Annotated in this window: 22 protein-coding genes and 1 pseudogene; 8 read left to right on the plus strand and 15 right to left on the minus strand. The window is 63.4% G+C overall.

Annotated features, from left to right (window positions below; translation table 11 throughout):
* Positions 1-8: 8 nt before the first annotated feature.
* From NKJ94_RS07330 to NKJ94_RS07355, 6 genes and pseudogenes are all read right to left on the minus strand, one after another.
* Positions 9-808, minus strand: a pseudogene (locus tag NKJ94_RS07330) (class I SAM-dependent methyltransferase).
* Between the two features lie 161 nt (positions 809-969).
* A complete protein-coding gene (locus tag NKJ94_RS07335) occupies positions 970-1,896 on the minus strand; it encodes a DUF930 domain-containing protein (protein ID WP_352523959.1) in 927 nt (308 codons plus the stop codon).
* A gap of 212 nt (positions 1,897-2,108) precedes the next feature.
* Positions 2,109-2,858, minus strand: coding sequence for a glucose 1-dehydrogenase (locus NKJ94_RS07340; protein WP_352523960.1), 750 nt, complete (start codon positions 2,856-2,858; stop codon positions 2,109-2,111).
* A 48-nt stretch (positions 2,859-2,906) separates the two neighbouring features.
* Positions 2,907-3,911 carry a sugar-binding protein gene (locus NKJ94_RS07345; protein ID WP_352523962.1) on the minus strand — a complete coding sequence of 335 codons (1,005 nt, stop codon included), beginning with the start codon at positions 3,909-3,911 and terminating at the stop codon, positions 2,907-2,909.
* Between the two features lie 51 nt (positions 3,912-3,962).
* Positions 3,963-5,024, minus strand: a complete 1,062-nt coding sequence (locus NKJ94_RS07350) for an ABC transporter permease (protein WP_352523964.1) — start codon at positions 5,022-5,024, stop codon at positions 3,963-3,965.
* Between the two features lie 55 nt (positions 5,025-5,079).
* Complete coding sequence (locus tag NKJ94_RS07355) at positions 5,080-5,820, minus strand: ATP-binding cassette domain-containing protein (RefSeq protein WP_352523965.1); 741 nt, start codon at positions 5,818-5,820, stop codon at positions 5,080-5,082.
* Positions 5,821-6,361: 541 nt separating this feature from the next.
* On the opposite strand from NKJ94_RS07355, the gene NKJ94_RS07360 reads away from it, so the two are divergent.
* Positions 6,362-7,780, plus strand: coding sequence for a coiled-coil domain-containing protein (locus NKJ94_RS07360; RefSeq protein ID WP_352523966.1), 1,419 nt, complete (start codon positions 6,362-6,364; stop codon positions 7,778-7,780).
* Positions 7,781-7,914: 134 nt separating this feature from the next.
* On the plus strand, positions 7,915-9,489 hold the full coding sequence (locus NKJ94_RS07365) for a serine hydrolase (RefSeq protein WP_352523968.1): 1,575 nt from the start codon (positions 7,915-7,917) through the stop codon (positions 9,487-9,489).
* Between the two features lie 27 nt (positions 9,490-9,516).
* On the opposite strand, the gene NKJ94_RS07370 is transcribed toward NKJ94_RS07365, so the two are convergent.
* The gene (locus tag NKJ94_RS07370) at positions 9,517-10,452 is read right to left on the minus strand and encodes a hypothetical protein (protein WP_352523969.1); all 936 of its coding nucleotides are present in this window, start codon (positions 10,450-10,452) and stop codon (positions 9,517-9,519) included.
* A 287-nt stretch (positions 10,453-10,739) separates the two neighbouring features.
* Between NKJ94_RS07370 and NKJ94_RS07375 the strand changes: the two genes are divergently transcribed.
* Positions 10,740-11,180 carry a lipid-binding SYLF domain-containing protein gene (locus NKJ94_RS07375; protein ID WP_352523970.1) on the plus strand — a complete coding sequence of 147 codons (441 nt, stop codon included), beginning with the start codon at positions 10,740-10,742 and terminating at the stop codon, positions 11,178-11,180.
* Between the two features lie 221 nt (positions 11,181-11,401).
* Here the strand turns inward: NKJ94_RS07375 and NKJ94_RS07380 are convergent, their stop codons facing one another.
* On the minus strand, positions 11,402-12,025 hold the full coding sequence (locus NKJ94_RS07380) for a TetR/AcrR family transcriptional regulator (protein WP_352523972.1): 624 nt from the start codon (positions 12,023-12,025) through the stop codon (positions 11,402-11,404).
* 815 nt (positions 12,026-12,840) lie between these two features.
* Here NKJ94_RS07380 and NKJ94_RS07385 point away from each other — a divergent pair.
* From NKJ94_RS07385 to NKJ94_RS07395, 3 genes are read left to right on the plus strand one after another with little or no spacing between them, the layout of a single operon-like run.
* Positions 12,841-13,326 carry a (2Fe-2S)-binding protein gene (locus tag NKJ94_RS07385; protein ID WP_352523974.1) on the plus strand — a complete coding sequence of 162 codons (486 nt, stop codon included), beginning with the start codon at positions 12,841-12,843 and terminating at the stop codon, positions 13,324-13,326.
* Complete coding sequence (locus NKJ94_RS07390) at positions 13,323-14,306, plus strand: FAD binding domain-containing protein (RefSeq protein WP_352523976.1); 984 nt, start codon at positions 13,323-13,325, stop codon at positions 14,304-14,306. The genes NKJ94_RS07385 and NKJ94_RS07390 overlap by 4 nt, the downstream gene beginning before the upstream one ends.
* Entirely contained in the window at positions 14,303-16,624 is a 2,322-nt protein-coding gene (locus tag NKJ94_RS07395; protein WP_352523978.1) for a xanthine dehydrogenase family protein molybdopterin-binding subunit, read from the plus strand. The genes NKJ94_RS07390 and NKJ94_RS07395 overlap by 4 nt, the downstream gene beginning before the upstream one ends.
* Before the next feature lie 244 nt (positions 16,625-16,868).
* On the opposite strand, the gene NKJ94_RS07400 is transcribed toward NKJ94_RS07395, so the two are convergent.
* On the minus strand, positions 16,869-17,879 hold the full coding sequence (locus NKJ94_RS07400; RefSeq protein ID WP_352523980.1) for a zinc-dependent alcohol dehydrogenase family protein: 1,011 nt from the start codon (positions 17,877-17,879) through the stop codon (positions 16,869-16,871).
* A 106-nt stretch (positions 17,880-17,985) separates the two neighbouring features.
* Between NKJ94_RS07400 and NKJ94_RS07405 the strand changes: the two genes are divergently transcribed.
* Positions 17,986-18,915 carry a LysR family transcriptional regulator gene (locus NKJ94_RS07405; protein ID WP_352523981.1) on the plus strand — a complete coding sequence of 310 codons (930 nt, stop codon included), beginning with the start codon at positions 17,986-17,988 and terminating at the stop codon, positions 18,913-18,915.
* Between the two features lie 83 nt (positions 18,916-18,998).
* Here NKJ94_RS07405 and NKJ94_RS07410 read toward each other — a convergent pair whose 3' ends face one another.
* Together NKJ94_RS07410 and NKJ94_RS07415 are read right to left on the minus strand one after the other, a co-directional pair.
* Complete coding sequence (locus NKJ94_RS07410; protein ID WP_352523983.1) at positions 18,999-19,763, minus strand: slipin family protein; 765 nt, start codon at positions 19,761-19,763, stop codon at positions 18,999-19,001.
* Positions 19,760-21,148, minus strand: coding sequence for an NfeD family protein (locus NKJ94_RS07415; RefSeq protein ID WP_352523985.1), 1,389 nt, complete (start codon positions 21,146-21,148; stop codon positions 19,760-19,762). The genes NKJ94_RS07410 and NKJ94_RS07415 overlap by 4 nt, the downstream gene beginning before the upstream one ends.
* 183 nt (positions 21,149-21,331) lie before the next feature.
* Between NKJ94_RS07415 and NKJ94_RS07420 the strand changes: the two genes are divergently transcribed.
* Positions 21,332-22,006, plus strand: a complete 675-nt coding sequence (locus NKJ94_RS07420; protein WP_352523986.1) for an HAD family hydrolase — start codon at positions 21,332-21,334, stop codon at positions 22,004-22,006.
* A gap of 73 nt (positions 22,007-22,079) precedes the next feature.
* Here NKJ94_RS07420 and NKJ94_RS07425 read toward each other — a convergent pair whose 3' ends face one another.
* The 4 genes from NKJ94_RS07425 to NKJ94_RS07440 all read right to left on the minus strand — a co-directional run bounded on the left by NKJ94_RS07425 (position 22,080) and on the right by NKJ94_RS07440 (position 24,297).
* A complete protein-coding gene (locus NKJ94_RS07425; RefSeq protein WP_352523987.1) occupies positions 22,080-22,367 on the minus strand; it encodes a hypothetical protein in 288 nt (95 codons plus the stop codon).
* Positions 22,368-22,474: 107 nt separating this feature from the next.
* A complete protein-coding gene (locus NKJ94_RS07430) occupies positions 22,475-23,029 on the minus strand; it encodes an RES family NAD+ phosphorylase (RefSeq protein WP_352523988.1) in 555 nt (184 codons plus the stop codon).
* Positions 23,030-23,377, minus strand: a complete 348-nt coding sequence (locus tag NKJ94_RS07435; RefSeq protein ID WP_352523989.1) for a hypothetical protein — start codon at positions 23,375-23,377, stop codon at positions 23,030-23,032.
* A gap of 155 nt (positions 23,378-23,532) precedes the next feature.
* A complete protein-coding gene (locus NKJ94_RS07440; protein ID WP_352523991.1) occupies positions 23,533-24,297 on the minus strand; it encodes a pseudouridine synthase in 765 nt (254 codons plus the stop codon).
* Between the last annotated feature and the right edge of the window lie 41 nt (positions 24,298-24,338).

Consider the following 24,338-nt stretch of genomic DNA (forward strand, 5'->3'; position numbering starts at 1 on the left):
CGCCAACGTCAGGCAACGACACCGCGGCAGGCCCAGGCGACATTGGCAAAGGACCTCGGGCCGTCGGGCCGGCCGGCCTCATAGGCGTCGCGCATGGCGGCGTCGGTGCGCGCCCGCTCTGCCGGGTCGAGCGTGGCCACATACTTGCCGAGCGGCCCTTCGCCGGCGGCAATCGGCGCCCAGTAATCGTCGAAGTTTTGATAGTCCATGCGGATCATCAGCTCAGTCTCCGTAACGTCGCGGAGACCCTGGTCGACAAAGGTCCGTTTCATTTCGCCCGGCTGCATCATCGGCTGCGTGCAATAGCGGGCACGCAGCTGGCGTCCGCCTTCACTGAGCACGGCCACCGTATCGATCATCATGCGCATCCCCGGCATGCCGCCGAGATGGTCCCATACCGTCGCCGCGACGACGCCGCCCGGCCGCACGACGCGGCGCATCTCGGCGACTGCCTTGCCGGCTTCGGGCACGAAATGGAGCACGAGCAGGGCTAGGGCACGGTCGAACGCGCCATCCTCAAAGTGCAGGGCGCAGGCATCCGCCTGACGGATTTTTATCCGCGGATCGGTGTTGCGCCGGATTGCCTCCTCGACGAAAACGGCCGAAAAGTCGATCGCCGCGACCTCACCGAGGTCAGCGGCCTTGACGAGCGCGAAGGTCAGACTGCCGGTGCCGCATCCGACGTCGAGGATCTTTCGCCGTCGGCAAGCCCCACGAAGTCGATGAACAGCGGCGCGAGTCTTTGGCTCCAGCGGCCCATGAGCTGCTCATAGCCGGCAGCATGGTGAACATTGAAACTTGAAGTCATCGAACCCTCCCTTAGCATAAGCTAAACCTCGACACAGCGATTGCCAAGGCGGGCGAGCATTCGTCCCACCTTGGGGCGGCCGTTGGCGAAAGCTAACTTACGGATGCCGGGTTGCTTCGCGGATTGATGTCCCCGCGTCGGCCTCGATTAGCCTCAGCTAGTTATTCGGCCGGCAGCCCGCGACGTTTCAATTCGCTGCGCGGCACCGGATCTCCGACACGGAAGCCGAAGGAAATGACTTTCGTCGCGTCCGGATCGACCTCGCAACGAAAGCTCAGGTCGTACCACTGCCCGTTGACGGGAAAGGGTGCACTGGCGACGTTAAGGACCGTGCCCTCCTTCAACCGATACTTGGGAATGCTGTCAAAAAAATAGGGGGGCGAGGCGTGGAGCAACTGCCCGCCGAGTTCCGTGGCGCAGAGCTGCCCGACCCGTTCGCCGCGCGGCAAAGCAGCCATTGCGATTGTCGCTATCGGATCACCGGTTGCTGCTTCCGAGAACAACGTCTTGGCTTGCTGAAGCTTCAAGAGCTTTTGCCCTTTGGTGACGTCCGCTGGCTTCGGCTTAGGCGGCGCGGATGCGCCAGGCGACGGAGCCGGGTCTTTACCGTCGACCGCGGTCACGTCCGGCGCCTGTGCAAGGTCCTGTTTATTGGGATCTTGCGGCGCCGTCGGTTGTTGCGAACCATCCTCCGCACTGTTGCCGTCCAGAGACTTGCGAGGACCGGCGTCCTTCTCGCCGAATTGGAAGACAGGCCTCTGAGGTGCATTCCGGGCAGCATCTTTGCTCGTCGGCGCCGGCGTCTTTGCTTCCCGCGGCTTTTCGGGCTTGGGCGGTTCCGCGAGGGGCGGAGGTTCGATCTTGGCCTTCTCCGATGGTTTGGGTGGCGGCACCAGATCCACCCCGATGGCCTGCTCCTTCTGCGGCTGCGAGGGCGATACCGGCAGTGCGGATAAAAGAAGCGCGGCGGCGAGCAAATGCAGGACAAGGGAGGCAGGCAAGGCCCACCTGAATACCCGGCGCTGATCCCATATGTCGTCCTTCATCGTAACCGGTGTGTGGAATGAAATATTGGCGGCATCAAGCATCCATGCGGTCAAACTTCGAAATAGCGGCTGCGAATCGAACCGTCGGTGGCTGTCGAACGGCGCTCGTTCAAACGCGTGGCGCCGGCCTCATGCACGCAGGGGACTGGGCCACGGCAGCAGATTCAGCAGCTCGTCGTTTCACGCGGCCAGCAGGCACGCCCTGCCTGCACAGTTGTCGCCCGGTTGAAATTTCCTGAAAGGCGGTTCGCCGGTCACAAGGAAACCGATAGCCCACCGTCAACGGCCAGCACATGTCCGTTGACGTAGGCGGCAGCGTCGGAGGCGAGAAACACCACGGCCCCGCCGAGTTCCTCAGGCTGGGCCCAGCGGCCTGCGGGGGTTCGTGCCTCTACCCATTTGGTAAAGGCCTCGTCGTTTGTAAGTGCGGTATTGAGCTCGGTAGCGAAATAGCCGGGGGCGATCGCGTTGATGGTGATGCCGTGACGGCCCATCTCAGCGGCAGTGGAGCGTGTCAGTCCATGCAGGCCCGCCTTTGCCGCCACATAGGCGTGAATGGTGGGACGGCCAAGGATCGCTGCAACCGATCCGGTGTTTATTATACGCCCGAATTTGTTTGGCAGCATTAGCCGCACCGCGTCGCGCATCATGCGGAAGCATGCCGAAAGATTGACGGCAATCACACGGTCGAAATCCTCGTCCTCCCATTCGGTCAACTGTCTCCGATGCTGGATGCCAGCGTTGTTGACCAGAATATCGAGGCGGCCGTGGCGTTCGACGATTCCTTCGAGCGACGCTCTTGAGATCGCAGCGTCTGTGACATCGAACGGCAGCGCTTCGGCACCTATGCTTTCGGCCGCTGCGGAGAGGGCGCCCATGTCGCGGGCATTGACGATCACCGTCGCGCCGTTTTCCGCAAGTGCCTTGGCCATGGCGAAGCCGAGACCACGCGAAGCACCCGTGACCAATGCGACACGGCCCTTGAGCGAGAACAATTCCGACATTGAGATACTCTTGTGAAAAGGGCGGGAGTTTCCTCCCGCCCGAAAGCACTATTTGGCGACGCAGGTATCCGCTGTCTCCGGAGTGCAAACGTCGAGGCCCGTGTAGGTCGGGTCGGCCGGTGGAGCCTTGCCGTCCTTCATGTCCTTTAGCGCCATCATCGTCTTATAGCCCATCTCGAACGGCCGCTGGCCGACCTGGCCAAGGGAGAAACCTTCCTTCATCTGGTCGATCTGAACGGGAAGCGTGTCGGCGACGACGAGGGCGAGGGCTTTCGAGGCGATCTTGTCCTTGTACGGTCCGACCGCGGCGCGGTTGGCATCGGGGATGAATTGCGGGAAGCCGCCGGTCGGGATGAACGCGTCGAGGTTCGGGTTTTTCGCCATGATGTCCTCGAACTGCTGCACCGAAAGCGGAAAATCATCGTTGGTGTAGAGCGGACAGCCTTCGATTTCAGTCCAACCGTTCTGGCCCGTCAGTCGGTCCCCGGGCGAGGCTGCCGATTTGGTGCCCGAAAGCGTATCGCGAATGCCCTGCATGCGTTCATTGTGGTTGGCCGCCGCCGCGCCGCCCGACTGGATGCAGATCGTGCCGCCTTTGGGCTTGATCTGCATGGCAAGCTTGGCAAGGTTCACGCCGATCTCATAATTGTGCGTGCCGATATAGGCGACGCGAAGATCTTTGTTCTCGGGAAGGAGATCGGAATCCCAGGTGAGGACCGGGATGCCGGCTTCCTTGGCGGCCTGCAGCGCAACCGCCATCGCCGCGGCGTTCGATGGCGATACGGCGATGCCGTCCACCTTCTTGGCCACGAGATCCTGCACGATCTGTACCTGCTCGTCGCCGCCGCCATGCTCGCCGGGGCCAATATACATGCACTCCACGGCGCCATTGGATTCGGCTTCGGCCTTCTTGCAGCCATCGCGTGCCTGGTCGAAGAAAGGATTGTTCATGTTCTTCGGCACCAGGGCGAAGGTGTATTTCGCCTGGGCGCCGGAAACGGCGAGCACCATTGCGCCAAGCGCCACGGCGGCCGTCAGCAGATGTTTTTTCATGTGACGTTCTCCTCCTGAGTGTGATCCCGCCGGCCTCCCGCCGGCGGGTTTCTAGCGGCGTTTTTTGGGCATCAAGACTGCCAGCGACGCGGCGAGAATCGATTTGCCGCCGGTTTGCATGCCCAAAAGAACCGCAAGAACGATGAAGGCGCCGACAAAGGCACCCTGCCAATTTGAATCGATGCCGGCCATCAGCAGCGCATTCCTGATCACCTCGAGGAACGCCGAACCGATGATCGCACCGAAGGCCGTGCCGGCGCCGCCCATGAGGCTGGCGCCGCCAATGACTGTCGCGGCGATCACGCGCAGCTCATAGCCTTGGCCCATGGCATTGATGGCCGAGCCGTTGTAGCCGAGGAGCAGGAGCGAGGCGAGCGAGGCAGTGAAAGCCGAGAAGAGATAGGCCTGGAATTTAATCCAATTGACCGGAACGCCGGTGAGCCGTGCCGCCTCCTCATTTCCGCCGATGGCGAAGAGATGCCGAGCCCAGGCAGTAAAATTGAACACGAAGCCGACAATCAGGGCCAGGATCACCATGGTCCAGAACTGCGATGACAGTTCTGGTATCCAGTGCGGTGCCCAATCCTCGGGTCCATGCCGCGGCCATTTCGCCTGACCGATCGCCTTCACGATTGGAGCATCGGGCCCGAACTGGTAGAGCATCTGGTTGGCCGAGAATACCACCGCCAGCGAGCGCGCGACGGACAGCATTCCGAGGGTGACCACAAAGGACGGCATTCCGACATAGGCGACAAAGAATCCGTTGACCGCGCCGCAGGCCAGACCGGAGAAAAGGCCCATGGCGAAGGCGACGTACCAGGGATAATGCCAAGTGAGGAACAGACCGGCGACGATGACCACCAGGCCCATGATCGAGCCGACCGACAGATCGATGCCACCGGTGATGATCACGATCGTCATGCCGAGGGCCATGATGCCGAAAGGTGCGAAGTTGCGCGTCACATTGGCGACGTTTTCGGAGGTGCCGAAGCTCGGTTCCATGGCTGTCATCAAAATGACGAGAGCGATGAGCGCGATCGTCACCCAGAAGGGCTGACTCGAAAACACACGTTGGAGAGCCGTCTGTTCCTTGGTCGAGACGAAGTCCGACATGGCCGGCCGGCCGGTTTCCCCGACTGACTCCCTAACACTAACTGACTCCCGAGCACTATTCGCCACGGATAGCCCCCGTTATCAGTCCGGTGATTTCCTCGGGCGAGGTGTTGCCGGCGTCCTTGTCAGCCACCTTCGAGCCTCGCCTGAGCACGATGATACGATCTGCGACGGCGAAAACGTCAGGCATTCGGTGGCTGATCAACATGACGCCAACTCCTTGCGCCTTGAGGCGTCGGATCAATTCGAGTACTTCCGCCACCTGGCGTACGGAAATGGCAGCCGTCGGTTCATCCATCAACACCAGCTTGGCGTTCGAAAGCCGGGTCCGCGCGATGGCGACCGCTTGGCGCTGCCCACCCGACATCTTCCTGACAAGGTCGCGCGGCCGGGTTTCTGACTTGAGTTCCTTGAACAGCGCTGCCGAGCGGTCGATCATTGCCTGCTTGTCAAGAATCCTGATCGGCCAGAAGCCTTTCTTGATCTCGCGGCCCAGAAAGACGTTCTGCGCGGCCGTCAAATTATCGGCGAGCGCCAGGTCCTGATAAACGACTTCGATCCCCTTGGCGCGGGCCTGGACGGGTTGGTGGAAGTGGCAAACCTCGCCGTCCACGACAATTTCGCCGTCGCTCGGCGGAAAATTCCCGGCCACGGTCTTGACTATCGTCGACTTGCCGGCGCCGTTATCCCCCATCAGACCCACGACTTCGCCTCGCTCCACCTGGAAGCTGACGTCGGTCAGGGCCTGGATAGCTCCGAAATTCTTGGAAACGTTGCGAACCTCAAGCACCGGCATCGCGGTCCTCCCGGGACAACATTTGTCGATTTTGTCCCTGGTTTATGCAGAGCAGCTAATCAGTGAAACGTATTCAACACAATCATTTATTGGATCAGGCTTTCCGGCAGTGACACGCGTCGTATGAGGCCGTGACTTGGTAGCTGCCGCGGACGACCGAGGCTGCCGGTGCGTCGTTACAACCATCGCCAGGCAATCGCCAGGCATTCGTCAGGCTTGCGCTGCTTCATATCCGTTTCGCGCCGTTTCGGGTGAAACGGAGGTTAGCATTTTGCCAGCGGTGCCAACGGTTCAGGTGCGGAGCGCGGCAGAACACGGCCTTGCGTCATTCAAACACACGAGGACAGTAGCCAAGCCTCTCCCTAGCGTGGCGTCGGCCTCCTGCGCGCAGGAGACCGGACCACGGCAGCGGGGCCAACAGTCCGTCATTTCACGCGGCCAGCGCGCACGGGCAGGGGGATAAACCCGTATTCGGGGGAGGCGAGGATCAAGTGTTGAAAGTTCGCTCACTAACGGCGCTGCACGAGAGGGATATTCGGTCATGAATTTCAAAGGTTTGATCAAGCGTGCCGAGACTGTGGAGAGAGCGTTCAAGGAGCTCGAAACCGATTTGGCGGATGCGTTTAGCGAATGTCTCAACGTGGACGATCAGTCGCCGTTGAACAACCTCACTGTGTCGGATGAGAATCTCGCGGCAATGGATGACAGCTCGCAACTCGAGGACAATGCGGACGCTTTCGAGACCGCGCGACGGTTGACTCCCCATACGCAAACCCGGCTGGCTGCACTAAGTGCGGTCGATGGGCTCTTTCACGACGCGCAGGAATATCTGGGGGAAATCAATGCGAAACTGTCGGAGATCGCGACCTCGCATCATCTGACAGGCGAATTCCTGAAGCTCCTCCACGGCGACATTCTTCGCGCCAACGAAATGGAGCTGGCAAATACCAGCCTGACCGCGCAACAAAGAGTGCTGTCCGAACAGCTCCACGACGCAACCAGAAAGCAACGCGAGCGCGACAGCGCTATCGAGGCCCTGCAGCAGCACGAGGCGAGCCTGGTCGAGGACAAGGAAGCACTTCGCGGTGCGCTGGCTGCAGCCAGGCTGGAACTCGTCGTGGCAGGCAATGCGAGCGCAAAACGCGAAGCCGAGTTCGGCGAGCTTGTCAAAACGCTCTCGGCCAGAGCGGTCGAGGCCAACAGACGCTCGCGCGAGAACGAGACGCTGCGGGAGAAACATGTCAGCCTGTCGATCGACCTCGACAAGGCGCAAAAACGGGAGGCTGAGGCGCGGCACAGGCTGGACGAACTCTCGACTGTCCATGCCAATGACGCCGCGCAAGTCTCGGAACTGCTGGCCGCGCTTGGCAAGAGCGAGAAAGAGGAAATGCGGCTGCAGAAATCGCTCGATATGGCGCAGACGAAGCTGTCGGAAATGACGGAAGCGGCCCGCATCAGGGACGGTGACAGGGAAGCCGAGCTTGCACGCGGTGTCGCGGAGATGACCGGCTTGCGTTCTGAAATCGAGGATCTTCGATCGCGACTGGAGCTTGCCTCGAACCACAACAGCGAAGCCGTCACCGAGATCGCCAGGCTCAAGGCTCAAGCGAGCGACGCGGTAGCCGAAAAGCAAATTGCCGAGGAAAAATTGTCTGCTCTCATGAAGGAGAGCGAACACGACAAGATGAACCTTTCCGCGGTCAGCGCGAATTTTTCGCAGCTTTCCCTGCAGCAGGCATCCGAACAGATACAGTTCGACGTCCAGCGGCAGGAATGCGAGGATCTGCGAGCCGAAGTCGCGTCCCTTCAAGCCCGGGTCAAGGAACTGTTGCCCTATGAGCGGCTCCACAAGGTCACCAACGCCAGACCGCGTGAAGACGGCGTGGTCGAGATCACCGCTACGGTGGCGGAGAAGGCCCGCGCCAGCAGGCGGCGCCTTCGCCTGCGCGCTGCATCGTAGCTCAGGCGCGGCCGTTTAAATTTCGACTGGTGTGAATCGGACATTCATTGATGGAGGCGGATCGTTCGTGAGGGCTGGCCTCCCCTGCGTCAGGCTGCAATAGTGTATGCGGGCGACATGGAGGAGGCTGGAGCATGCGGCTGGATCGGAATCTGCATCGTTGGAGGATGTTGGCCTTCATCATCGTCATGGTGCTTTCGCCGAAAGCGGCGTCGGCCGATACCATCCCACCCGACAGGAGCGCCGCGGCCCTTGCGAAGCTCGAATTACTCGCCGAAGGCGCCGTCGCGGATGGTGCCGTACCCGGTCTCGCCATCGGGGTCGTGCATGGCGATGAGGTGATCTTCCTCAAGGGGTTCGGGCATCGCGAGGCCGGCAAGCCGGGGGCCGTCGATGCCGACACGGTGTTCCAGATCGCCTCCCTCTCCAAACCGGTCTCCGCCACCGTCGTGGCGGCGCTGGTCAGCGAGGGAATTGCTTCGTGGGATTCGAAGATCGCCGACCTCGATCCGGCCTTCAGGCTCGCCGCGCCCTATCCGACCAGCGAACTCACCGTCCGCGATCTGTTCGCGCACCGCAGCGGACTTCCCGGCACCGCGGGCGACGACCTCGAGGACATTGGCTATGATCGTGCGGAGATCCTGCGTCGCCTGCGGTTCGTGCCGCCGTCATCGAGCTTTCGTGCCGGCTATTCCTACAGTAATTTCGGACTGACCGAGGGTGCAGTCGCTGCCGCGAAGCCGACGGGCAAGCCGTGGGAAGAGGTCGCCGAAGAGAAGCTCTACCGTCCGCTTGGAATGGCCTCGACCAGCTCGCGTCATTCGGACTTCATCAAGCACGCGAATCGCGCCGAGCTCCACGCCAAAATCGATGGCGCCTGGGCAGCGAAGGTCCAGCGCTATCCGGATGCGCAGGCGCCAGCAGGCGGCGTCAGCTCCACCGCACGCGATCTCTCGCAATGGATGCGCCTTGTGCTCGGCAACGGCATCTACGCCGGCCAGACGCTCATTAAGGCCGATGCGCTGGACCAGATGCATGTTCCTCTGACGGCTCGCGGCAAGAACCCCGTCTCCCGAGGCGAGGCCTTCTACGGCCTCGGCTGGAATGTCGAATTCGGCCGGCACGGGCTGATCTGGGGTCATGCGGGCGCCTTCAGCGCCGGCGCACGCAGCCTGGTGATGCTCTTCCCCGAGGAGAAGCTTGGCATCGTCGTCATCGCCAACGCCTTTCCGACAGGCGTGCCGGAGGGGCTGTCCGACAGCTTCGCCGATCTCGTCTTCGACGGAACGCTGGGCAAGGATAAGGTAAAGGCATGGAATGATATCTATGCAGGCATGTTCGGCCCGGTGGTTGCGGCGGCCAAGGCCACCTATGCCGCGCCGCCCTCTCCGGCAAGTCCGCCCTCTCCGGCAAGTCCGGCCGGGCCGGCCAGTGCCTATGCAGGCCGTTACTTCAACGACTTCATCGGCGATGCGGTTGTGTCGGGCGAAGGAGACGCTCTTGTCCTTAAGGTCGGGCCCGCCGGTGCGCGGTCCTATTCATTGAAGCATTTCGACCGCGACCTCTTCGTGACTTTCCCTGATGCCGAGACGCCGGACAGGCCCTCGGCCGTAAGCTTTGCAGTCGGCCCAGACGGCGAGGCGTCAACCATGACCATCGACTTTCTCGACGACAATCATCTCGGCACGCTGCAGCGCGTGGGAGACTAGCCACCGGCGGGCGGGGCCTTTGCCTGTTCAGGACGCCGGGCCGAACTGGACCAATTTGAAGCAATCGCCGCTGCCCGAGGTCGCCTGCGTCAGCAGGGGTTTTGACCGATCGATCCACTCCTGGTGCGACCTGGCGTCGGCTTCGATCTCATTGGCCGGTGCAAGCTTGACGAAGCCGCGCCCCTTGCTGAAAACCCAGCACGCGCGGCCGAGAAACCGCCTGCTGCGCTGGCGCAGGAGGTCGGCATCATAAAAGATGTCGAGCACCTCCTGCTTGATCTTCCGCTCCTTTTCGGGATTGGCGATCGCAACCTCGATCGGCTCGCCGCCGATCGCATCCTGCAGGTCCTTGTAGTCCAGAGCGATCTGAGTGGTGGCATATTTGATGTCGCTCTCGTCCCGGACGATGTTGAACCATAGCGTGGTGTTGATCTCGTTGACGACGAACGATGCTTCGAAATCGCGTGACAAATTCAGGATATCGAACCCCTGAACATCGACGTCGCGCTCGACCAGAAGGATCTGGGCGACCTGCTTGGCGACCTCTGTACCGTGGGCGCTGACGGCGGCATTGTTGCCGCCGAGTTCCGGACTGACATAGGCGCCGCCATCATCCAGCAGCGCATCGAATTCGCCGAGGGCCTCCACGACGGCGCTGCCGCGGGCAATACGCGCCGCCAGTTTGGCGAGAACCTGCTGGAGTTCCGTTTCGCGTTTGCGCTGGTCCTGATAATTCTGCTGGAAAAAGAAGATGAACAGGGACACGCCAATCCCGATCATGATCACGCCAAGCTGCGAAAAGATGTTGCGATAATATTCCAGCAGCTTTTCACGATGGCGCACGTCGTCGCGCACACTGTGCGCCACGCGAAGATTGACGATCAGCGAAAGGACCAGGAGCCCCGCACCGACCAGGATCAGGCCGCCGATGAGGAGGTAGCCATGGCCCGAGCTCAAATCCATTCTTTTGCCGCGCTCCCAAAACCCCAGACAGCGCAGACTAATACCATTCCTCTTCAACACCTACGTTTTCGTAGGAACGGCGGCGACAGGTCCCCACTATTCGGCCACTGTTCTCACAGCCAAGACTATGCTCGCCATCCGCCTCGTTGCGTGGCGGTCTTCTCGCAGCCGGATTCAGGCCGCGTGTTTGGAACCAATGACGGGCGAGACTGTTCAGCTATGACTTTGATACGACGCTGACGTGCCCGGCCAGCTGGGCATGCGGCGATCTTAAGGAGTCTCTCACCATGAAGATTTCGTCCAGATTTCGTTCAGTCGCGGTTGCCGTCATCGCCGCCGCGGGAGTTAGCTTTGCCAGCGTCGCACATGCTGACAGCGGTACGATCCGCTTCGCCATCTACAAGGCGGCCTTCTTCATCGGTGGCGCCGGAGGCGAGGGCACGCTGACCTTCCATGGTCACCGATATCCCATCTCGGTCGGTGGCATCTCGGGCGGCCTCGCCTTCGGTGCCTCCAAGACCTATTTCAAAGGTACGGTGCGCCACATACGCCGCGCCCGGGATGTGACGGGGGTGTACGGTGCAGCGGGCGGTGGCGGCGCGCTCGGCAAAGGGGCTCAGGTGATCGTCATGACCAATGACAAGGGTGCCCAGCTTGAACTCACAGGCAGGCAGGTAGGCCTGCAAATCAACGCCGATCTCAGTGGTATGAGCATCACGGTGAAGTAAGGGAGTGCCGTTCGACCGCAGCGTCGAGCGCCCTGCTTTACCGGGGCCAGGGATACAGGCGCGACCCTGTCACCGGCTTTCGTTATGCCGGCCTCATGGAAGCTTTTCTCGGACATTTTGACCCTGGCGTATCCGAGCAACGCTCGCAGCATCCACGGTCCCATCCAGTTTGTGGCGCGCATACAATGTCCGCTTTCAGGAGGCGGCAAAGCTGATCGCCTTCACCCATCACCCTTCGCCGCCCCAAACCGCAGCCCATCCATCAGCAGCGATACCAGCCGACGCGAGCGGTCGCGCCAGTCCTTGGTGTCGGGGGCCGAATAGATGCCGCCCAGCGCATGCAGCACGTCGGAGGCATCGACGTCGCTGCGGATCGAGCCGTGGGCGACCGCGGCATCGATCAGCCGCCGCAAGGCGAGCGTCACCCTGCCCGAAACGTCGGAGAACAGGGTGGAGTTGGTCGTGAGCAGGATGCGCAGGCTTGTCGACAGCCCGCGCTTGGTGGCGATGTAGTCGACGAAGCGCTGCATCCATTGTTCGAGCGCCACGTCGGGCGGATGATCGAGGGCGAACTCGTCGGCCGCCTGGCACAGCCCTTCCACTTCGCGCCGATAAACCACCTCGACCAGATGCTCGCGGGTTGGGAAATGCCGGTAGAGCGTGCCGATGCCGACGCCGGCCTGACGCGCAATCTCCTCCAGCGAGGCGTCAACGCCATGTGCGGCAAAGGCCTTCGCGGCGACCTCGACCAGCGCGTCGCGGTTGCGCTGCGCGTCGGCGCGCAGCGGTTTTGCAGCGGCGGCTTCGGCCTTGTCTCCAGGTGCGACGGGCGGCTCTGCGGCCAATTTTTTCTCCAGTGTTGATCCGAGGCGAAACAGGGCAGGCCCCGTTTCAACAACGGAGACGCCTCCACCTTCGTTACGTCTCCGACAAATATAATCACAAGTAAATATAGTCACAGAATCGAGTCTGGGCCGGCGTTCCGGCAAGCGAGGTATCTTGCCCGTCTCCGGTGGACGACCGGTGGAGGACGACGGAGAATATGTCCTCGCGGCCGGCACTCCTCATCTGTTCGGCCGATGCCTCCAAGCAAAAATGAGCCGACATTGAGCACGATCCCCTCAGGATCATTGGACTGTCCTGCCCCTACAGACAGTCCAGGAGCACCACCGGCTTCGGCCGGTGGTGCTTTGCCAGCCCCTTCGGCGCCCCAATGGTCCGCTCGTTGCTCTGCTCGGCACCGCCGACGTTCTGGTTTGAATGGCGCGGCTGAATTCGAAGTCGCTGTCGGCGCGCAAGCGGTTGCCGCGGCGGCTTCCGCCTTGTCTCCAAGCATCGCGGCTGGCTGCCCTGCCACTTTTTCTCCAACATCGATCAATTTCGATCCGGGGCTTGAACAGGGCAGGGCAGGCTCCTAGCTAACAAACGGAGGTGCCTCCGATTTGTGGAGCGCCTTCATCATATAATCGGGGGAACCGGTATGTCACGTCTTTCGACTCCGCAAGCCGCATCCCGAGATTAGCGAGGCCCGCAAGGGAGGGAGATTGGCCGTCACCCCCGCCTTCGCCCGTTCACACTTAGCCATAAGCTGACCTTGCCGCTCGCCGGCCGGGCACCGGATCATCCCCTCCCGCGTCAAGCAACTGGAGCCAGACGCCCCATGACAAGCAGAACCCGAACTCCAATCCAACTTCAAATCAACGGACATCGACATGAACTGGAGGTCGAGCCACGCGTGACGCTGCTCGACGCCTTGCGCGATCATCTCGGCCTGACCGGCACCAAGAAGGGCTGCGACCAGGGCCAATGCGGCGCCTGCACCCTGCATGTCGACGGCCAGCGGGTGCTCGCCTGCCTGACGCTTGCCGCGCAGGTCGAAGGCAGGGCGGTGACCACAATCGAAGGGCTTGCCGGGGAGGATGGCATGCTGAATGCGGTGCAGGCCGCCTTCCTCGAACAGGATGCATTCCAGTGCGGCTATTGCACGCCGGGCCAGATCATGTCGGCGGTCGCCTGCATCCGCGAAGGCCATGCCGGCTCCGACGAGGAGATCCGCGAATACATGGCCGGCAATCTCTGCCGCTGCGGCGCCTATCCGCACATCGTCGCCGCCGTGCGCCAGGCGGCCGTGGAGGCCGCATCATGAGGGACTTTTCGTATCTCCGGGCCGGATCCGTCGACGCGGCCCGTCAGGCAGCAGCACTTCCGGGCGCCATGCTCCTGGCCGGCGGCACCACGCTGATCGATCTCGCCAAATGCGGCGTCATCGAACCCGACACTGTGGTCGACATCACCCATCTCAAGGGACTGGATACGATTGCCGTCGATGACCGGGGCGCCACGATCGGCGCGCTGGCCAGGATGAGCCGCGTCGCCGACCATGCCGATATCAAGAGCCGGTTCCCCGCAGTCTCGGAAGCTTTGTGGCAGGCCGCATCAGCGCAGCTGCGCAACATGGCGACGATCGGCGGCAATTTGATGCAGCGTACACGCTGCCCCTATTTCCGCGATCCCTCGAATTTCCCGGCCTGCAACAAGCGCTCGCCCGGCAGCGGCTGCTCGGCGATCGGCGGCGTCACCCGCAGCCATGCCGTGCTCGGCACCAGCGAGGCCTGCATCGCCACCTATCCCGGCGACCTGGCCGTTGCACTCGTCGCCTTCGACGCAATCGTCCATCTCGGCGACCGCCAGGTCGCCGTCGATGATTTTTTCCTCCTGCCGGGCAGCACGCCCGAAAGGGAACATGCGATCGAGCCCGGCGAGATGATCACCGCGATCAGCATTCCCGCTTCGGCCGCCGCCCGCCGTTCGACCTATCTCAAGGTCCGCGACCGCCAGTCCTATGAATTCGCCGCGGCAAGTGCTGCCGTTGGTATCGAATTCGAGGCCGACGGAAGGACGATCCGTGGTCTGCGCGTCGCACTCGGCGGCGTCGCCACCAAGCCATGGCGCGCCCGCGCCGTCGAAGAGGCGCTGAAAGGCAAGGTGCTCGAGCCGGAGGTCGTCAGGCAAGCCAGCCTGCTCGCCGTCGAGGGCGCCGTCGACCATGGCGCCAACCACTACAAGATCGAACTGGCGCCGCGCGTCGTCGCACGCGCCATCCTCAAAATGGGAGAAACGGCATGACCGTTCACGAGTTGAGAACAAGGCCCGGTGAGTCCAAACGCGGCGACGCTTCGGACGGCGCCGTCCTCGCGGATCAGGTCGGCGGCCGGCTGTCGCGCATCGACGGACCGGCCAAGATCACCGGTGCCGCCAAATACGCCGTCGAGCAGCAGCTCGAGGGGCTGACCCACGCGGTGCTGGTCCAGAGCACGATTGCCGCCGGCCGGGTGCGGTCGATCGACACGGCAGCGGCCGAGGCGGCGCCCGGCGTGCTTCTGGTGCTGACGCCCGACAATTTCCTGCCGCTGAAAACCGCAACGGACTGGTTGGGCACGCCGCCGCCGGACGTTACCTACTGCCCGCTGGCGCGCGACGTCACCTTCAGCGGCCAGCATGTCGCGGCGGTCATCGCCGAGAGTTTTGAGCAGGCGGTCGCCGCCGCGGCGCTGGTCAAGATCGCCTATGACGAGGCGCCGGCGATCGTCGACCTCAGCGATCCGAAAGCCGGCGACGGCATCCCGGTCGATGCGATGACCAAGGAATGGGGCGAGGCGGAGACAGCGTTCGCCGCGGCTCCGGTCAGGATCTGCAATGCCTACAACACGCCGCGCGAATACCAGGCGCCGATGGAGCCGCATGGCCTGATCGCAAAGTGGCAGGGCGACCAACTCACGGTCTGGGAGCCGAGCCAATGGCTCGACGGCATGGCGCGGACGTATGCCGAATGGTTTGGCGTGCCGTTCGAGAATGTGCGCCTGGTCTCGCCCTATATTGGCGGCGGCTTCGGCTCCAAGGCGTTCGCCTACGGCTACGGCGCGGTAGCGGCGGTGGCCGCGAAAATGCTGGGACAGCCGGTGAAGCTGGCGGTCAGCAGACCGCAGACCTTCACCGCCTATGGCGGACGGGCGGCGACGCGCCAGACGGTGGCGCTCGGCGCCAACGCAGACGGTCAGATCCAGTCGATCGTGCATCGCGGTGTCAACGAGACCTCGGTCGACGGCATGTGGGTCGAGCCGCTCGGCTCGGTCACCTCGGTCATGTACGCGACGCCGAATTTCTCGTCGCGGCAGAACGTCGTGCGGGTCAACACGGTGGTGCCGGGGGCGTTGCGCGCGCCGGGCGAGAACCCGAGCGCCTTCGGCATCGAAAGCGCGATCGACGAGCTCGCCTACGAGGTCGGCATCGATCCACTGGAAATCCGGCTCAGGAACTATGCCGAGCAGGATCCGGAGGCGAAGAAGCCGTGGTCGACACGGCAGCTGCGCGAGGCCTTCGCGGCCGGTGCGGAAGCCTTCGGTTGGTCGAAGCGCACCCCTGAGCCGCGCTCGATGCGCGACGGCAACCAGCTGATCGGCTGGGGCGTTGCCGCTGGCACCTATCCGGTGCGGCGCGCCTATGGCGAAGCGGTCGTGCGCATCCTGGCCGACGGCTCGGTCGAGGTCGAAAGCTCGTCGATCGACATGGGGCAGGGCACCTATACGATCCTGGCGCAGACCGCCGCCGAAGTGCTGGGCGTGCCGGCGGACAATGTCGTCGTCAAGCTGGGTGACTCCCGCTATGCCCGCGCCGGCGTCACCGGCGGTTCGCGGCTGGCCGGGGTGATGACCGGCGCCGTGCACAAGGCGGCGACTGCCGCGCTCGACCAGCTTGTTGGGCTCGCCATCAGCGATCCAAATTCGCCGTTCCAGGCGCTGCAGGCCAACACGCTTGTCGTCGCCGGCGGCCGCATTTCCTCACCGCGCGGCGACGGCCCTGAAGTTTCCATCGCGGAACTGCTCAGGAGCATCGGACGCGAGCATATCGAGGCGAAGGGCGACACCATGCCGGCCAATTCGACGGTCGAGGACCGCTACAAGAACTACACCACCATTGCCATGGCGCTGCCGCATACCGAAGGCGACTATTCGCGCCACAGCTGGTGCGCGCATTTCATCGAGGTGCGCGTCGACGAAGATTTCGGCACGGTTCGGGTATCGCGCGTGGTGTCGGCGCTGGATTCGGGCCGGCTCTACAATCCCAAGCTCGCCGAAAGCCAGTGGAAGGGCGGCATCATCATGGGCATCGGCCAGGCGCTGCTCGAGGAAGGCATGGTCGACCGCCGGCATGGCCGCATCGTCAACAACAACCTCGCCGACTATCTCATCGCCACCAATGCCGACATTCCAGACATCGAGGTGATCTCGGTCGGTATTCCCGACCCGCATTCCTCGGTTCTTGGCGGCAAGGGGGTCGGCGAACTGGGCATCGTCGGCGTTGCGCCGGCGATCGCCAACGCAGTGTTCCACGCTACTGGGAAAAGGGTGCGAGATTTGCCGATCACGCTGGAGAAGCTGATTTAGGGGCAGACCGTGAGGCTGCCAATCTCCCCCCTCGTGGGGGAGATGCCCGGCAGGGCAGAGGGGGGGCGTGAAGGATCGCCAGCGTTCAGTTCAACTTGTGGTCAGCCGAGAGCTTTGCGCGGGTATGCGAACTACGATCGGTTGATAGGTCGGCGGGACAGCGCCCCTCCTCTGTCCTGCCGGACAACTCCCCCACGAGGGGGGAGATTGGCAGCTTTGCGGACAGCGCTCTGCCTTTCCAGGCTCACCACGACAGCGCAAATGCAAGCTTGCCGAAATGCCGGCCGCCGGCTGCCATATGCGCGTAGGCCTCGGTTGCCTGGTCTTGGCTGTAGACCGTGTCGATGACCGGATCGATACGGGCGGCGCCGATAGCGCGCGCGGCATTGCGCAGGTCGGATACCGATCCGGTGTTGTTGCCCACCACCTTGAGCGCCTTGATGATAATCGGCAGCAGGTTTGCGGTGGCCTCCGTGCCGGTGACGAAGCCGATGACGAACACCGTGCCGCCCGGCGCCGCGGCATTGATGGAGCGGGCGAAAGTGGCGGAGCCGCCGGTTTCGACGATCAGGTCGGCGCCGAGGCCGTTGGTCAACTCGAGCACCTTGGCGTCCCAGTCCGGTGTCATGCGGTAGTTGATCAGGTGATCGGCGCCGAGCGCCTTGGCGCGCGCCAGCTTTTCGTCCGACGACGAGGTGATGATGACCGTGGCACCGGCTGCCTTGGCCAGCTGCAGGGTCAGTATCGAGACACCGCCGGTGCCGAGCAGGACGACGACCGATCCCGGCCCGGCATCGGCGACGCGGATCGCATTCCATGCGGTGGTTCCGGCGATCGGCAGCGTCGCCGCCGCTTCGAAGGACAAATGCGCCGGCATCGGCACGACGGCATTGGCCGGCAGCGCCACATATTCGGCGAGCGAGCCGGGCAGCGTCAGGCCACGCATCTCGGTGGTCTCATAGGGCCGCGGGCGGCCGCCGATCCAACGCGGTTTTGCATGGGCGATGACGCGATCGTTGACGGCGAGCCTCGACACGCCCTCGCCAATGCCGACGATCTCGCCGGCGCCGTCGACGACGGGAATGAGCGGAAAGCTCGGACCTGGGTAGTTGCCGCTCGCCACCGCGATGTCGACGAAATTCAGGCTTGCGGCGCGCAGGCGGATCAGCACTTCGCCGCGCTGCGGTTCAGGCGTGGGAACGGTGGCCGCGCGAAACGCGTCCAGTCTCGGGGCAGTCAGTTCGATCGCTTTCATGTCTCACTCCGGTTGATGGGCCGATTGACGGGCCGGGATTGAGTGAAGCTAGCTGCTGCGCTATTGGTATATAATCCTTGCTTTTCACATTTGAGTTCTGCGCCTGATGCAGCAATCGCACGAACCGGCAGCATTGGCCGAAATGGCCGCCTTCGCGGCAATCGCCGAAGCACGCTCCTTCACCAGGGCGGCGGCACGCATCGGCCGCGACGCGACCATCCTGTCGCGGCGCCTTGCCTCGCTGGAGGAGCGGCTGGACGTGCGCCTGCTGCACCGGACGACGCGCAGCGTGTCGCTGACCGAGGCGGGTTCGGAATTTCTCGTCCGCGTCCGCGCCATCCTGGCCGCGGTCGACGAGGCCGAGGCTGCAGCGTCGGCGCATGCCGGCGGCGGGCCGCGCGGCGTGCTGCGACTGGCGCTGCCCGGCTCGTTCGGGCGCATGTGGATCGGCCCGCTGCTGCCGCAATTTCTCGCCGAATTTCCCGACGTTCGTATCGAGGCCGAGTTCTCCAACCGGTTCGTCGACCTCGTCGCCGAGAATTTCGATGTCGCCGTCCGCCTCGGCGCGCTGGAGGATTCGCGGCTAGTGGCGCGCAAGGTCGCGACACGGCGGCGGCTGCTGTGCGCCGCACCGTCCTACCTTGCCCGCCGGGGCACGCCGGCTACGCCGGAAGCGCTGCTGGAACACAGCTGCCTCGGCTTCTCGGGCTTCCAGACCTTTCCGGCCTGGGAGATGACCGACAGCACGGGCCGGCGCGTCAGTATCGAAGTTTCCGGGCCGCTGGTCACCGACGACGCCGAGGTGCTGGTCGAAGCCGCCGTACAGGGCGTCGGACTGATGATGAGCACGGATTGGTTGGTCGGACGCGAACTCGCCGACGGCCGGCTGGTGCCGGTGCTGGAGGACTGGACGCTTGCCGACGAGGGCGCCGTCTATGTCGTCATGCCTTCGGCCAAGGGGCAAGCCGCCAAGACTCGCGCCTTCGCCGACTGGATCGGCAAACGCTTTGCGCCCGTCCCGCCGTGGCGGAGGTGAGGGGGTGGTGAAGCTGCCGATCTTCCCCCGCAAGGGGAAGATCGGCCGTCATCTCGGCTTTCGCTAACCTCGCACGTTTCAACTCACTTCTTCTCACCGGGCTGCTTGATGAAATGAGAGAGCAGATCCATCGGCAGCGGAAACACGACCGTCGACGAGCGCTCGCCAGCGATGTCATGCAGGGCCTCGAAATAGCGCAGCTGCATGGCCTGCGGTTCCTGAGCCAGCATCTTGCCGGCCTCGACGAGCTTTGCCGCCGCCTGTTGCTCACCATCGGCATTGATCACCTTCGCACGCCGCAGCCGTTCGGCCTCGGCCTGCTTGGCGATGGCGCGGATCATGCTCTCGTTAAGGTCGACATGCTTGATCTCGACATCGGATACCTTGATGCCCCAGGCATCGGTCCGCTGATCGAGAATCTCCTGGATATCGCTGTTGAGCCGGTCACGTTCGGACAGCATTTCATCGAGCTCATGCTTGCCAAGCACCGAGCGCAACGTGGTTTGCGCCAGCTGGTTGGTCGCGGCCATGAAGTCCTCGACCTGGATGATCGCCCGCTCGGGGTCGACGATTCGAAAATACAGCACGGCATTCACCTTCACCGAGACATTGTCGCGCGAGATCACGTCCTGCGGCGGCACGTCCTGGACCACCACGCGCAGATCGACCCGCACCATCTGCTGGACGAAGGGGACGAGGAGAATGAGACCGGGTCCCTTCACCCCAGTGAAGCGGCCCAGCGTAAAGACCACGCCACGCTCATATTCCCTCAGGATGCGAATGGCCGCGGACAGGAACATCAGCACGATGAGAGCGAGTACCAGATAGACGACATAACCGATGATCATTGCCTTGCTCCATCACGGCGCCGTACCGTGAGCACGAGACCCTTGACGCCCGCCACCTCGACATTGTCGCCTGGTGCCAGTGGTTCGTCGGCCTTCGCCCGCCAGCGCTCGCCCCGGGCAAGCACGTGGCCCTCGCCGCCCTTCCAGTCGAGGATTTCAGCCGGCAGTCCGCGCATGGCCTGCGCGCCGACCCGCGCAGGCCTCTTGCGCGCGGTCCAGACATAGCTGCCGGTCAGGAATGCCAGGCCAAGCGTCAAGGTGGCGGCAGTGCCGATGACGGCCCACGACATCTCGAAGCCGGGCCCCTCGATCCTGAGCAGCATGGCAGCACCCAGCAGAAAGGCTGCCACGCCTCCCAATCCAAGCACCACGGTGGGATTGAAAGCCTCGACGACGAGGAAGGCGATGCCAAGCAGCATCAAGGTAAGGCCGGTATAGTTGATCGGCAGGAGATTGAGCGCATAGAGGCCAAGCAGCAGGCAGATCGTGCCGATCACGCCGGGCGCCACTGCGCCCGGGCTGGTGAACTCGAAGACGAGGCCATAGACGCCGACCAGCATCAGGATGACGGCGATGTTCGGATCGGTGATGACGGCGAGAAGCCTGATGAGCCAGCCAGGCTCCAGCGTTTCAACCGGCAGCCCTTTCGTCGCCAACACTTCTTTCCCGCCGGCCACCTCGACCGTCCGGCCATCGGCCAGTTGCAGCAGTTCGGTCGTGTCGCGGGCGACGAAGTCGACGACATGCTCCTGCAGCGCCGCGTTGGCCGACAGGCTGGCCGCCTCGCGCACGGCCTTTTCACCCCAATCGGCATTGCGTCCGCGCAGTTCAGCCAGGCTGCGGATCAAGGCGACCGCGTCATTGGTCACCTTGGCCATCATCGCATCGCCTGCCGGCGGCCCGGCGGCGTTCTTCTGGTCCTTGCTCGCGTCGTCGTTCTTGTCGCCGCCGCCGGGAAAGGATGGCAGCGGCCCGCCAAGCTCGATGGGCGTTGCAGCACCAAGATTGGTGCCGGGCGCCATCGCCGCGACATGGGTCGCGTAGAGGATGTAGGTTCCGGCGCTCGCCGCATGCCCACCAGCGGGCGCGACATAGCCGATGACGGGAACCGGCGAGGCGAGGATGCCGGCGATGATCTCGCGCATGCTGGTGACCAGCCCGCCGGGCGTGTCGATCTGCAGGATGAGGACCTCGGCGTTTCGCTCCGCGGCGACCGACAGTGCTTCCTTGAACTGGCCGGCGCTCGCCGGACCAATGGCGCCGTTTATCTCGACGCGCAACGCAACCCTCTCGCGGTCGCCGGCCTCTCCGGTTGTGGAAAAGGAACAAACGATCACAGCGGCGACGAAAGTCGCGGCGAGAAGGGCCACACGCCAGAGTTTCACGCTCAAAGCTCCACATACAAGATATGGGCTCGATTTTGCCGAAATCCATGACGGGGCTCGGCCGAGCTTGAAGGCGCAGCGATCATGGATCGATCCCCGGGGCGGTGACGGCACTGGCCGGCCTGTGCTTGCCGCCAGCCCGCGCTACATCCGATCGATCGAAAAGCACCCAGGAGAAAAACAATGCGTCTGCAACCCGCTTTCCTGTTCGATCTCGACGGCACGTTGGTCGACAGCGTCTACCAGCATGTGCTGGCCTGGAAGGAGGCGCTCGACGAGGAGGATATCGAGCTGTCGGTCTGGCGCATCCACCGCAAGATCGGCATGAGCGGCGGGCTGTTCACCAACCAGCTGCTGCGCGAAACCAACATTGAGATCAGCACCGAGCGCGTCGACCGGCTGCGGCGGCGCCATGCCGCAGCCTATCAGCGCCAGGCGAGCCGCATCCGGCCGCTCCCCGGTGCGCGCGAATTGCTGGCGTGGCTGACGGAGGCGGGCATACCGTGGGCGATCGCCACCAGCGGGCGCATGGAGACGGCGTCGGTCAACCTCGCCGCGCTCGGCGTCGATCCGGAGCGGACGCCGGTGGTGACGCGCGACCTGGTCAAATACGCCAAGCCCGATCCGGACCTGTTCATCGCCGCAGCCGAAAGGCTGAACGTGCCGATCGAGGCAACGGTGGTCGTTGGCGACAGCGTCTGGGACATGCTGGCGGCGGTTCGCTGCCGGGCGCTGGGCGTCGGCCTGCTCAGCGGCGGCTACGGCACCGAGGAGCTTCGGCAATCGGGCGCGTTCCGCGTCTACGAAGATCCCGACGACATGCTGCGCCATATCGACGAGGTCGGCGGCCGCACCTGACGGTGACGGGCGGCTGTCGCTGTCATTTCGATCACACCCATCTCTTGCGCATTGGAGCCCACTCTAGCGGGTTCTATTGCGCGGCGTCCTCCTGGATTGTCTGGTCCTGGATTCGGGCGGGTGCCCCGAGACACAGATCGTAGCCGATGGTGCAATTGTTCAGGCATTCGTTGCGCGCATTGATCGACCGGACGCTGTTGTAGTCGATCGGCTGAGCCTGGCATTGGTTCTGGCACTCCCGGTCCTTCTCGGCGCAGTTCGTGCCGTGGCCTTTGGGGTACTTCTTGCCAGCCGCTTCGCCATTCAGCGGCATGACTGCCAGGAACGCCAGCAGGGTCGGTATCACTCGGACCAGACGCATGGATCCTCCTTCGCGCGTTGGAGTCTCGGCAATTGGCGGCAATGCTAGCGCGCCACTTCCCCTGGCCGCATCGCCCGCGCGGGGGATGGACAGCAGCGGGGCCGCCGCTAAGTCCAGTCGATGTCCCCATGATCGGTTCTGGTCGTGATCGCCCCAGCCGGCAGCCGATCACAAAACGCGACGACGTTCAGGCAGTCGTATCGCGCGCTGGGCACGATCAGACCGTCATAGTCGAGGAAATGCGCGGCCTCGCCGATGTCTTGCGACCTGGGATATTCGGCATGCTTTTCCTGATACGAAAGCTGCCCATAACGCGGCGTGTCCAGACCGAGGGACTGCAAGGCAGCCAGGTCCAGCAGCCTGAGCGCCCGCTCCAAAGCAAGATCGATCTCGAAAAGATTGTATCTGACACGCGAAGGGGCCACTGGTTGCCCCCGCGTCAGGTGAAACCTCATCTCGCTCAAAGCACCTTCCCGCGCCTGTGAGGCGTAGAGCACATCGAATGTTTCATCGTCCCAACGGCCACCGGAGCTTGAGCACTGGATCGGGCTGCGGCCCTGGCGCACCACTCGCCAAACCGTTCCTGAGTATTCGACCGGAGCTATTGCTTCGATAGCGTCGATGAGTCGGCTGTCGCGTCGTTTCCGCCCGGTGATCGCCAATTAGAGAAAGACCTCGTTCTCCAGCCGATCGATGACTTTGAGGACGTCGAGAGCACGGTCGTCGTGAATGAGATCGATTGCTCTTTCGCCATTCAATTGCGGGTGTCGAGCGTAAAGCCAGGTGCGAATATCACTTGGCTCGTAGAACTCCTGCAGGCGGCCGACGATATAATGCAGGTCCGACAAAATGAGTTCGCTGCGCGGCTGGGGCTTGATGTCGCCGGCCTTCCATCTCGAAACCGTGGCCTTGGACACGTCGGTGATGTTTGCAATATCGGTCCCCTTGAGACCGCCAAACGTGCTCAATTCGTCCAGGAATCTGGGAACCGCCCGCAACGCCGTACTCATGTTTTTCTCTCCGGCTCCAAGCCAGCTTCGCCTATGCGCGTCAGACTGGCACTTCGACTGCACCATCGCATTTCAGTTTCACGAACGGAAAATATGAAACAGAGATGTTAATGTCAATTGCTCCGTCGGCTTGAGACGCGTCCAACGCCAGATGCTCAGGCCTGAAGCAGCGCCCGCTCTTCCGCAGTAAGATGGCGTGCCTTGCCCTTGGCGAGGTCGCCGAGCTGCAATTGGCCGATCGCGATCCGCACCAGGCGCAGCACCTCGATATCATGGGCACCGAGCAGCCGGCGGATATGGCGGTTGCGGCCCTCGTCGAGCACGATCTCCAGCCAGGCGGTGCTGGTGCCGCCGCGCAGCAGCTCGATCGACCGGGCCGTCAGCAATTCGCCATCGACCGTGGCGCCGCCGCGCAACCGCGCCAGCATGCCGTCGTCGGGCAGGGCGCCGATCTGCACGTGATAGGTCTTGGCGGCATGCGAGGCGGGGTCGAGCAGGCGCTGCGCGAAGCGCGTGTCGTTGGTCATCAAGAGCAGGCCTTCGCTCGCCTTGTCGAGGCGGCCGACCGGCGAGACGAAGGGCAGGTCGAGCCCTGCCAGGCACTCATAGACGGTGCCGCGTTCTTGCGGGTCGTCGCGGGTGGTGACCAGCCCGCGCGGCTTGTTGAGCATCAGATAGACCTTGCGCTCGGCGGCGATGCGGCGACCGTCGACCTCGATGCGGTCGCGACCGGGATCGACGCGCATCGAGCCGTTGCGCACGATTTTGCCGGCGACCCGCACGCGCCCCTCGGCAACCAGAAGCTCGGCCTGCTTGCGCGAGCACAGGCCAAGCTTCGACAGCGCGCGGCAGAGGCTGACACCGGGAGGCTGGGTCCCGGGAGCAGGGCGTTGCCGTACAATGTTCGGTCGCGGCGACATGATGCGTTTGGTTCTCGTTACGCATTCCCAGTATAGCCGGC

This window comes from Mesorhizobium sp. M0060, assembly GCF_040323155.1.
GTDB lineage: Bacteria > Pseudomonadota > Alphaproteobacteria > Rhizobiales > Rhizobiaceae > Mesorhizobium.

Bases quoted from the DNA above. Each gene is read 5' to 3' on its own strand.
- NKJ94_RS07335 (WP_352523959.1), bottom strand. From the start codon at position 1,896: ATGCTTGATGCCGCCAATATTTCATTCCACACACCGGTTACGATGAAG.
- NKJ94_RS07340 (WP_352523960.1), bottom strand. From the start codon at position 2,858: ATGTCGGAATTGTTCTCGCTCAAGGGCCGTGTCGCATTGGTCACGGGT.
- NKJ94_RS07345 (WP_352523962.1), bottom strand. From the start codon at position 3,911: ATGAAAAAACATCTGCTGACGGCCGCCGTGGCGCTTGGCGCAATGGTG.
- NKJ94_RS07350 (WP_352523964.1), bottom strand. From the start codon at position 5,024: ATGTCGGACTTCGTCTCGACCAAGGAACAGACGGCTCTCCAACGTGTG.
- NKJ94_RS07355 (WP_352523965.1), bottom strand. From the start codon at position 5,820: ATGCCGGTGCTTGAGGTTCGCAACGTTTCCAAGAATTTCGGAGCTATC.
- NKJ94_RS07360 (WP_352523966.1), top strand. From the start codon at position 6,362: ATGAATTTCAAAGGTTTGATCAAGCGTGCCGAGACTGTGGAGAGAGCG.
- NKJ94_RS07365 (WP_352523968.1), top strand. From the start codon at position 7,915: ATGCGGCTGGATCGGAATCTGCATCGTTGGAGGATGTTGGCCTTCATC.
- NKJ94_RS07370 (WP_352523969.1), bottom strand. From the start codon at position 10,452: ATGGATTTGAGCTCGGGCCATGGCTACCTCCTCATCGGCGGCCTGATC.
- NKJ94_RS07375 (WP_352523970.1), top strand. From the start codon at position 10,740: ATGAAGATTTCGTCCAGATTTCGTTCAGTCGCGGTTGCCGTCATCGCC.
- NKJ94_RS07385 (WP_352523974.1), top strand. From the start codon at position 12,841: ATGACAAGCAGAACCCGAACTCCAATCCAACTTCAAATCAACGGACAT.
- NKJ94_RS07390 (WP_352523976.1), top strand. From the start codon at position 13,323: ATGAGGGACTTTTCGTATCTCCGGGCCGGATCCGTCGACGCGGCCCGT.
- NKJ94_RS07395 (WP_352523978.1), top strand. From the start codon at position 14,303: ATGACCGTTCACGAGTTGAGAACAAGGCCCGGTGAGTCCAAACGCGGC.
- NKJ94_RS07400 (WP_352523980.1), bottom strand. From the start codon at position 17,879: ATGAAAGCGATCGAACTGACTGCCCCGAGACTGGACGCGTTTCGCGCG.
- NKJ94_RS07405 (WP_352523981.1), top strand. From the start codon at position 17,986: ATGCAGCAATCGCACGAACCGGCAGCATTGGCCGAAATGGCCGCCTTC.
- NKJ94_RS07410 (WP_352523983.1), bottom strand. From the start codon at position 19,763: ATGATCATCGGTTATGTCGTCTATCTGGTACTCGCTCTCATCGTGCTG.
- NKJ94_RS07420 (WP_352523986.1), top strand. From the start codon at position 21,332: ATGCGTCTGCAACCCGCTTTCCTGTTCGATCTCGACGGCACGTTGGTC.
- NKJ94_RS07425 (WP_352523987.1), bottom strand. From the start codon at position 22,367: ATGCGTCTGGTCCGAGTGATACCGACCCTGCTGGCGTTCCTGGCAGTC.
- NKJ94_RS07435 (WP_352523989.1), bottom strand. From the start codon at position 23,377: ATGAGTACGGCGTTGCGGGCGGTTCCCAGATTCCTGGACGAATTGAGC.
- NKJ94_RS07440 (WP_352523991.1), bottom strand. From the start codon at position 24,297: ATGTCGCCGCGACCGAACATTGTACGGCAACGCCCTGCTCCCGGGACC.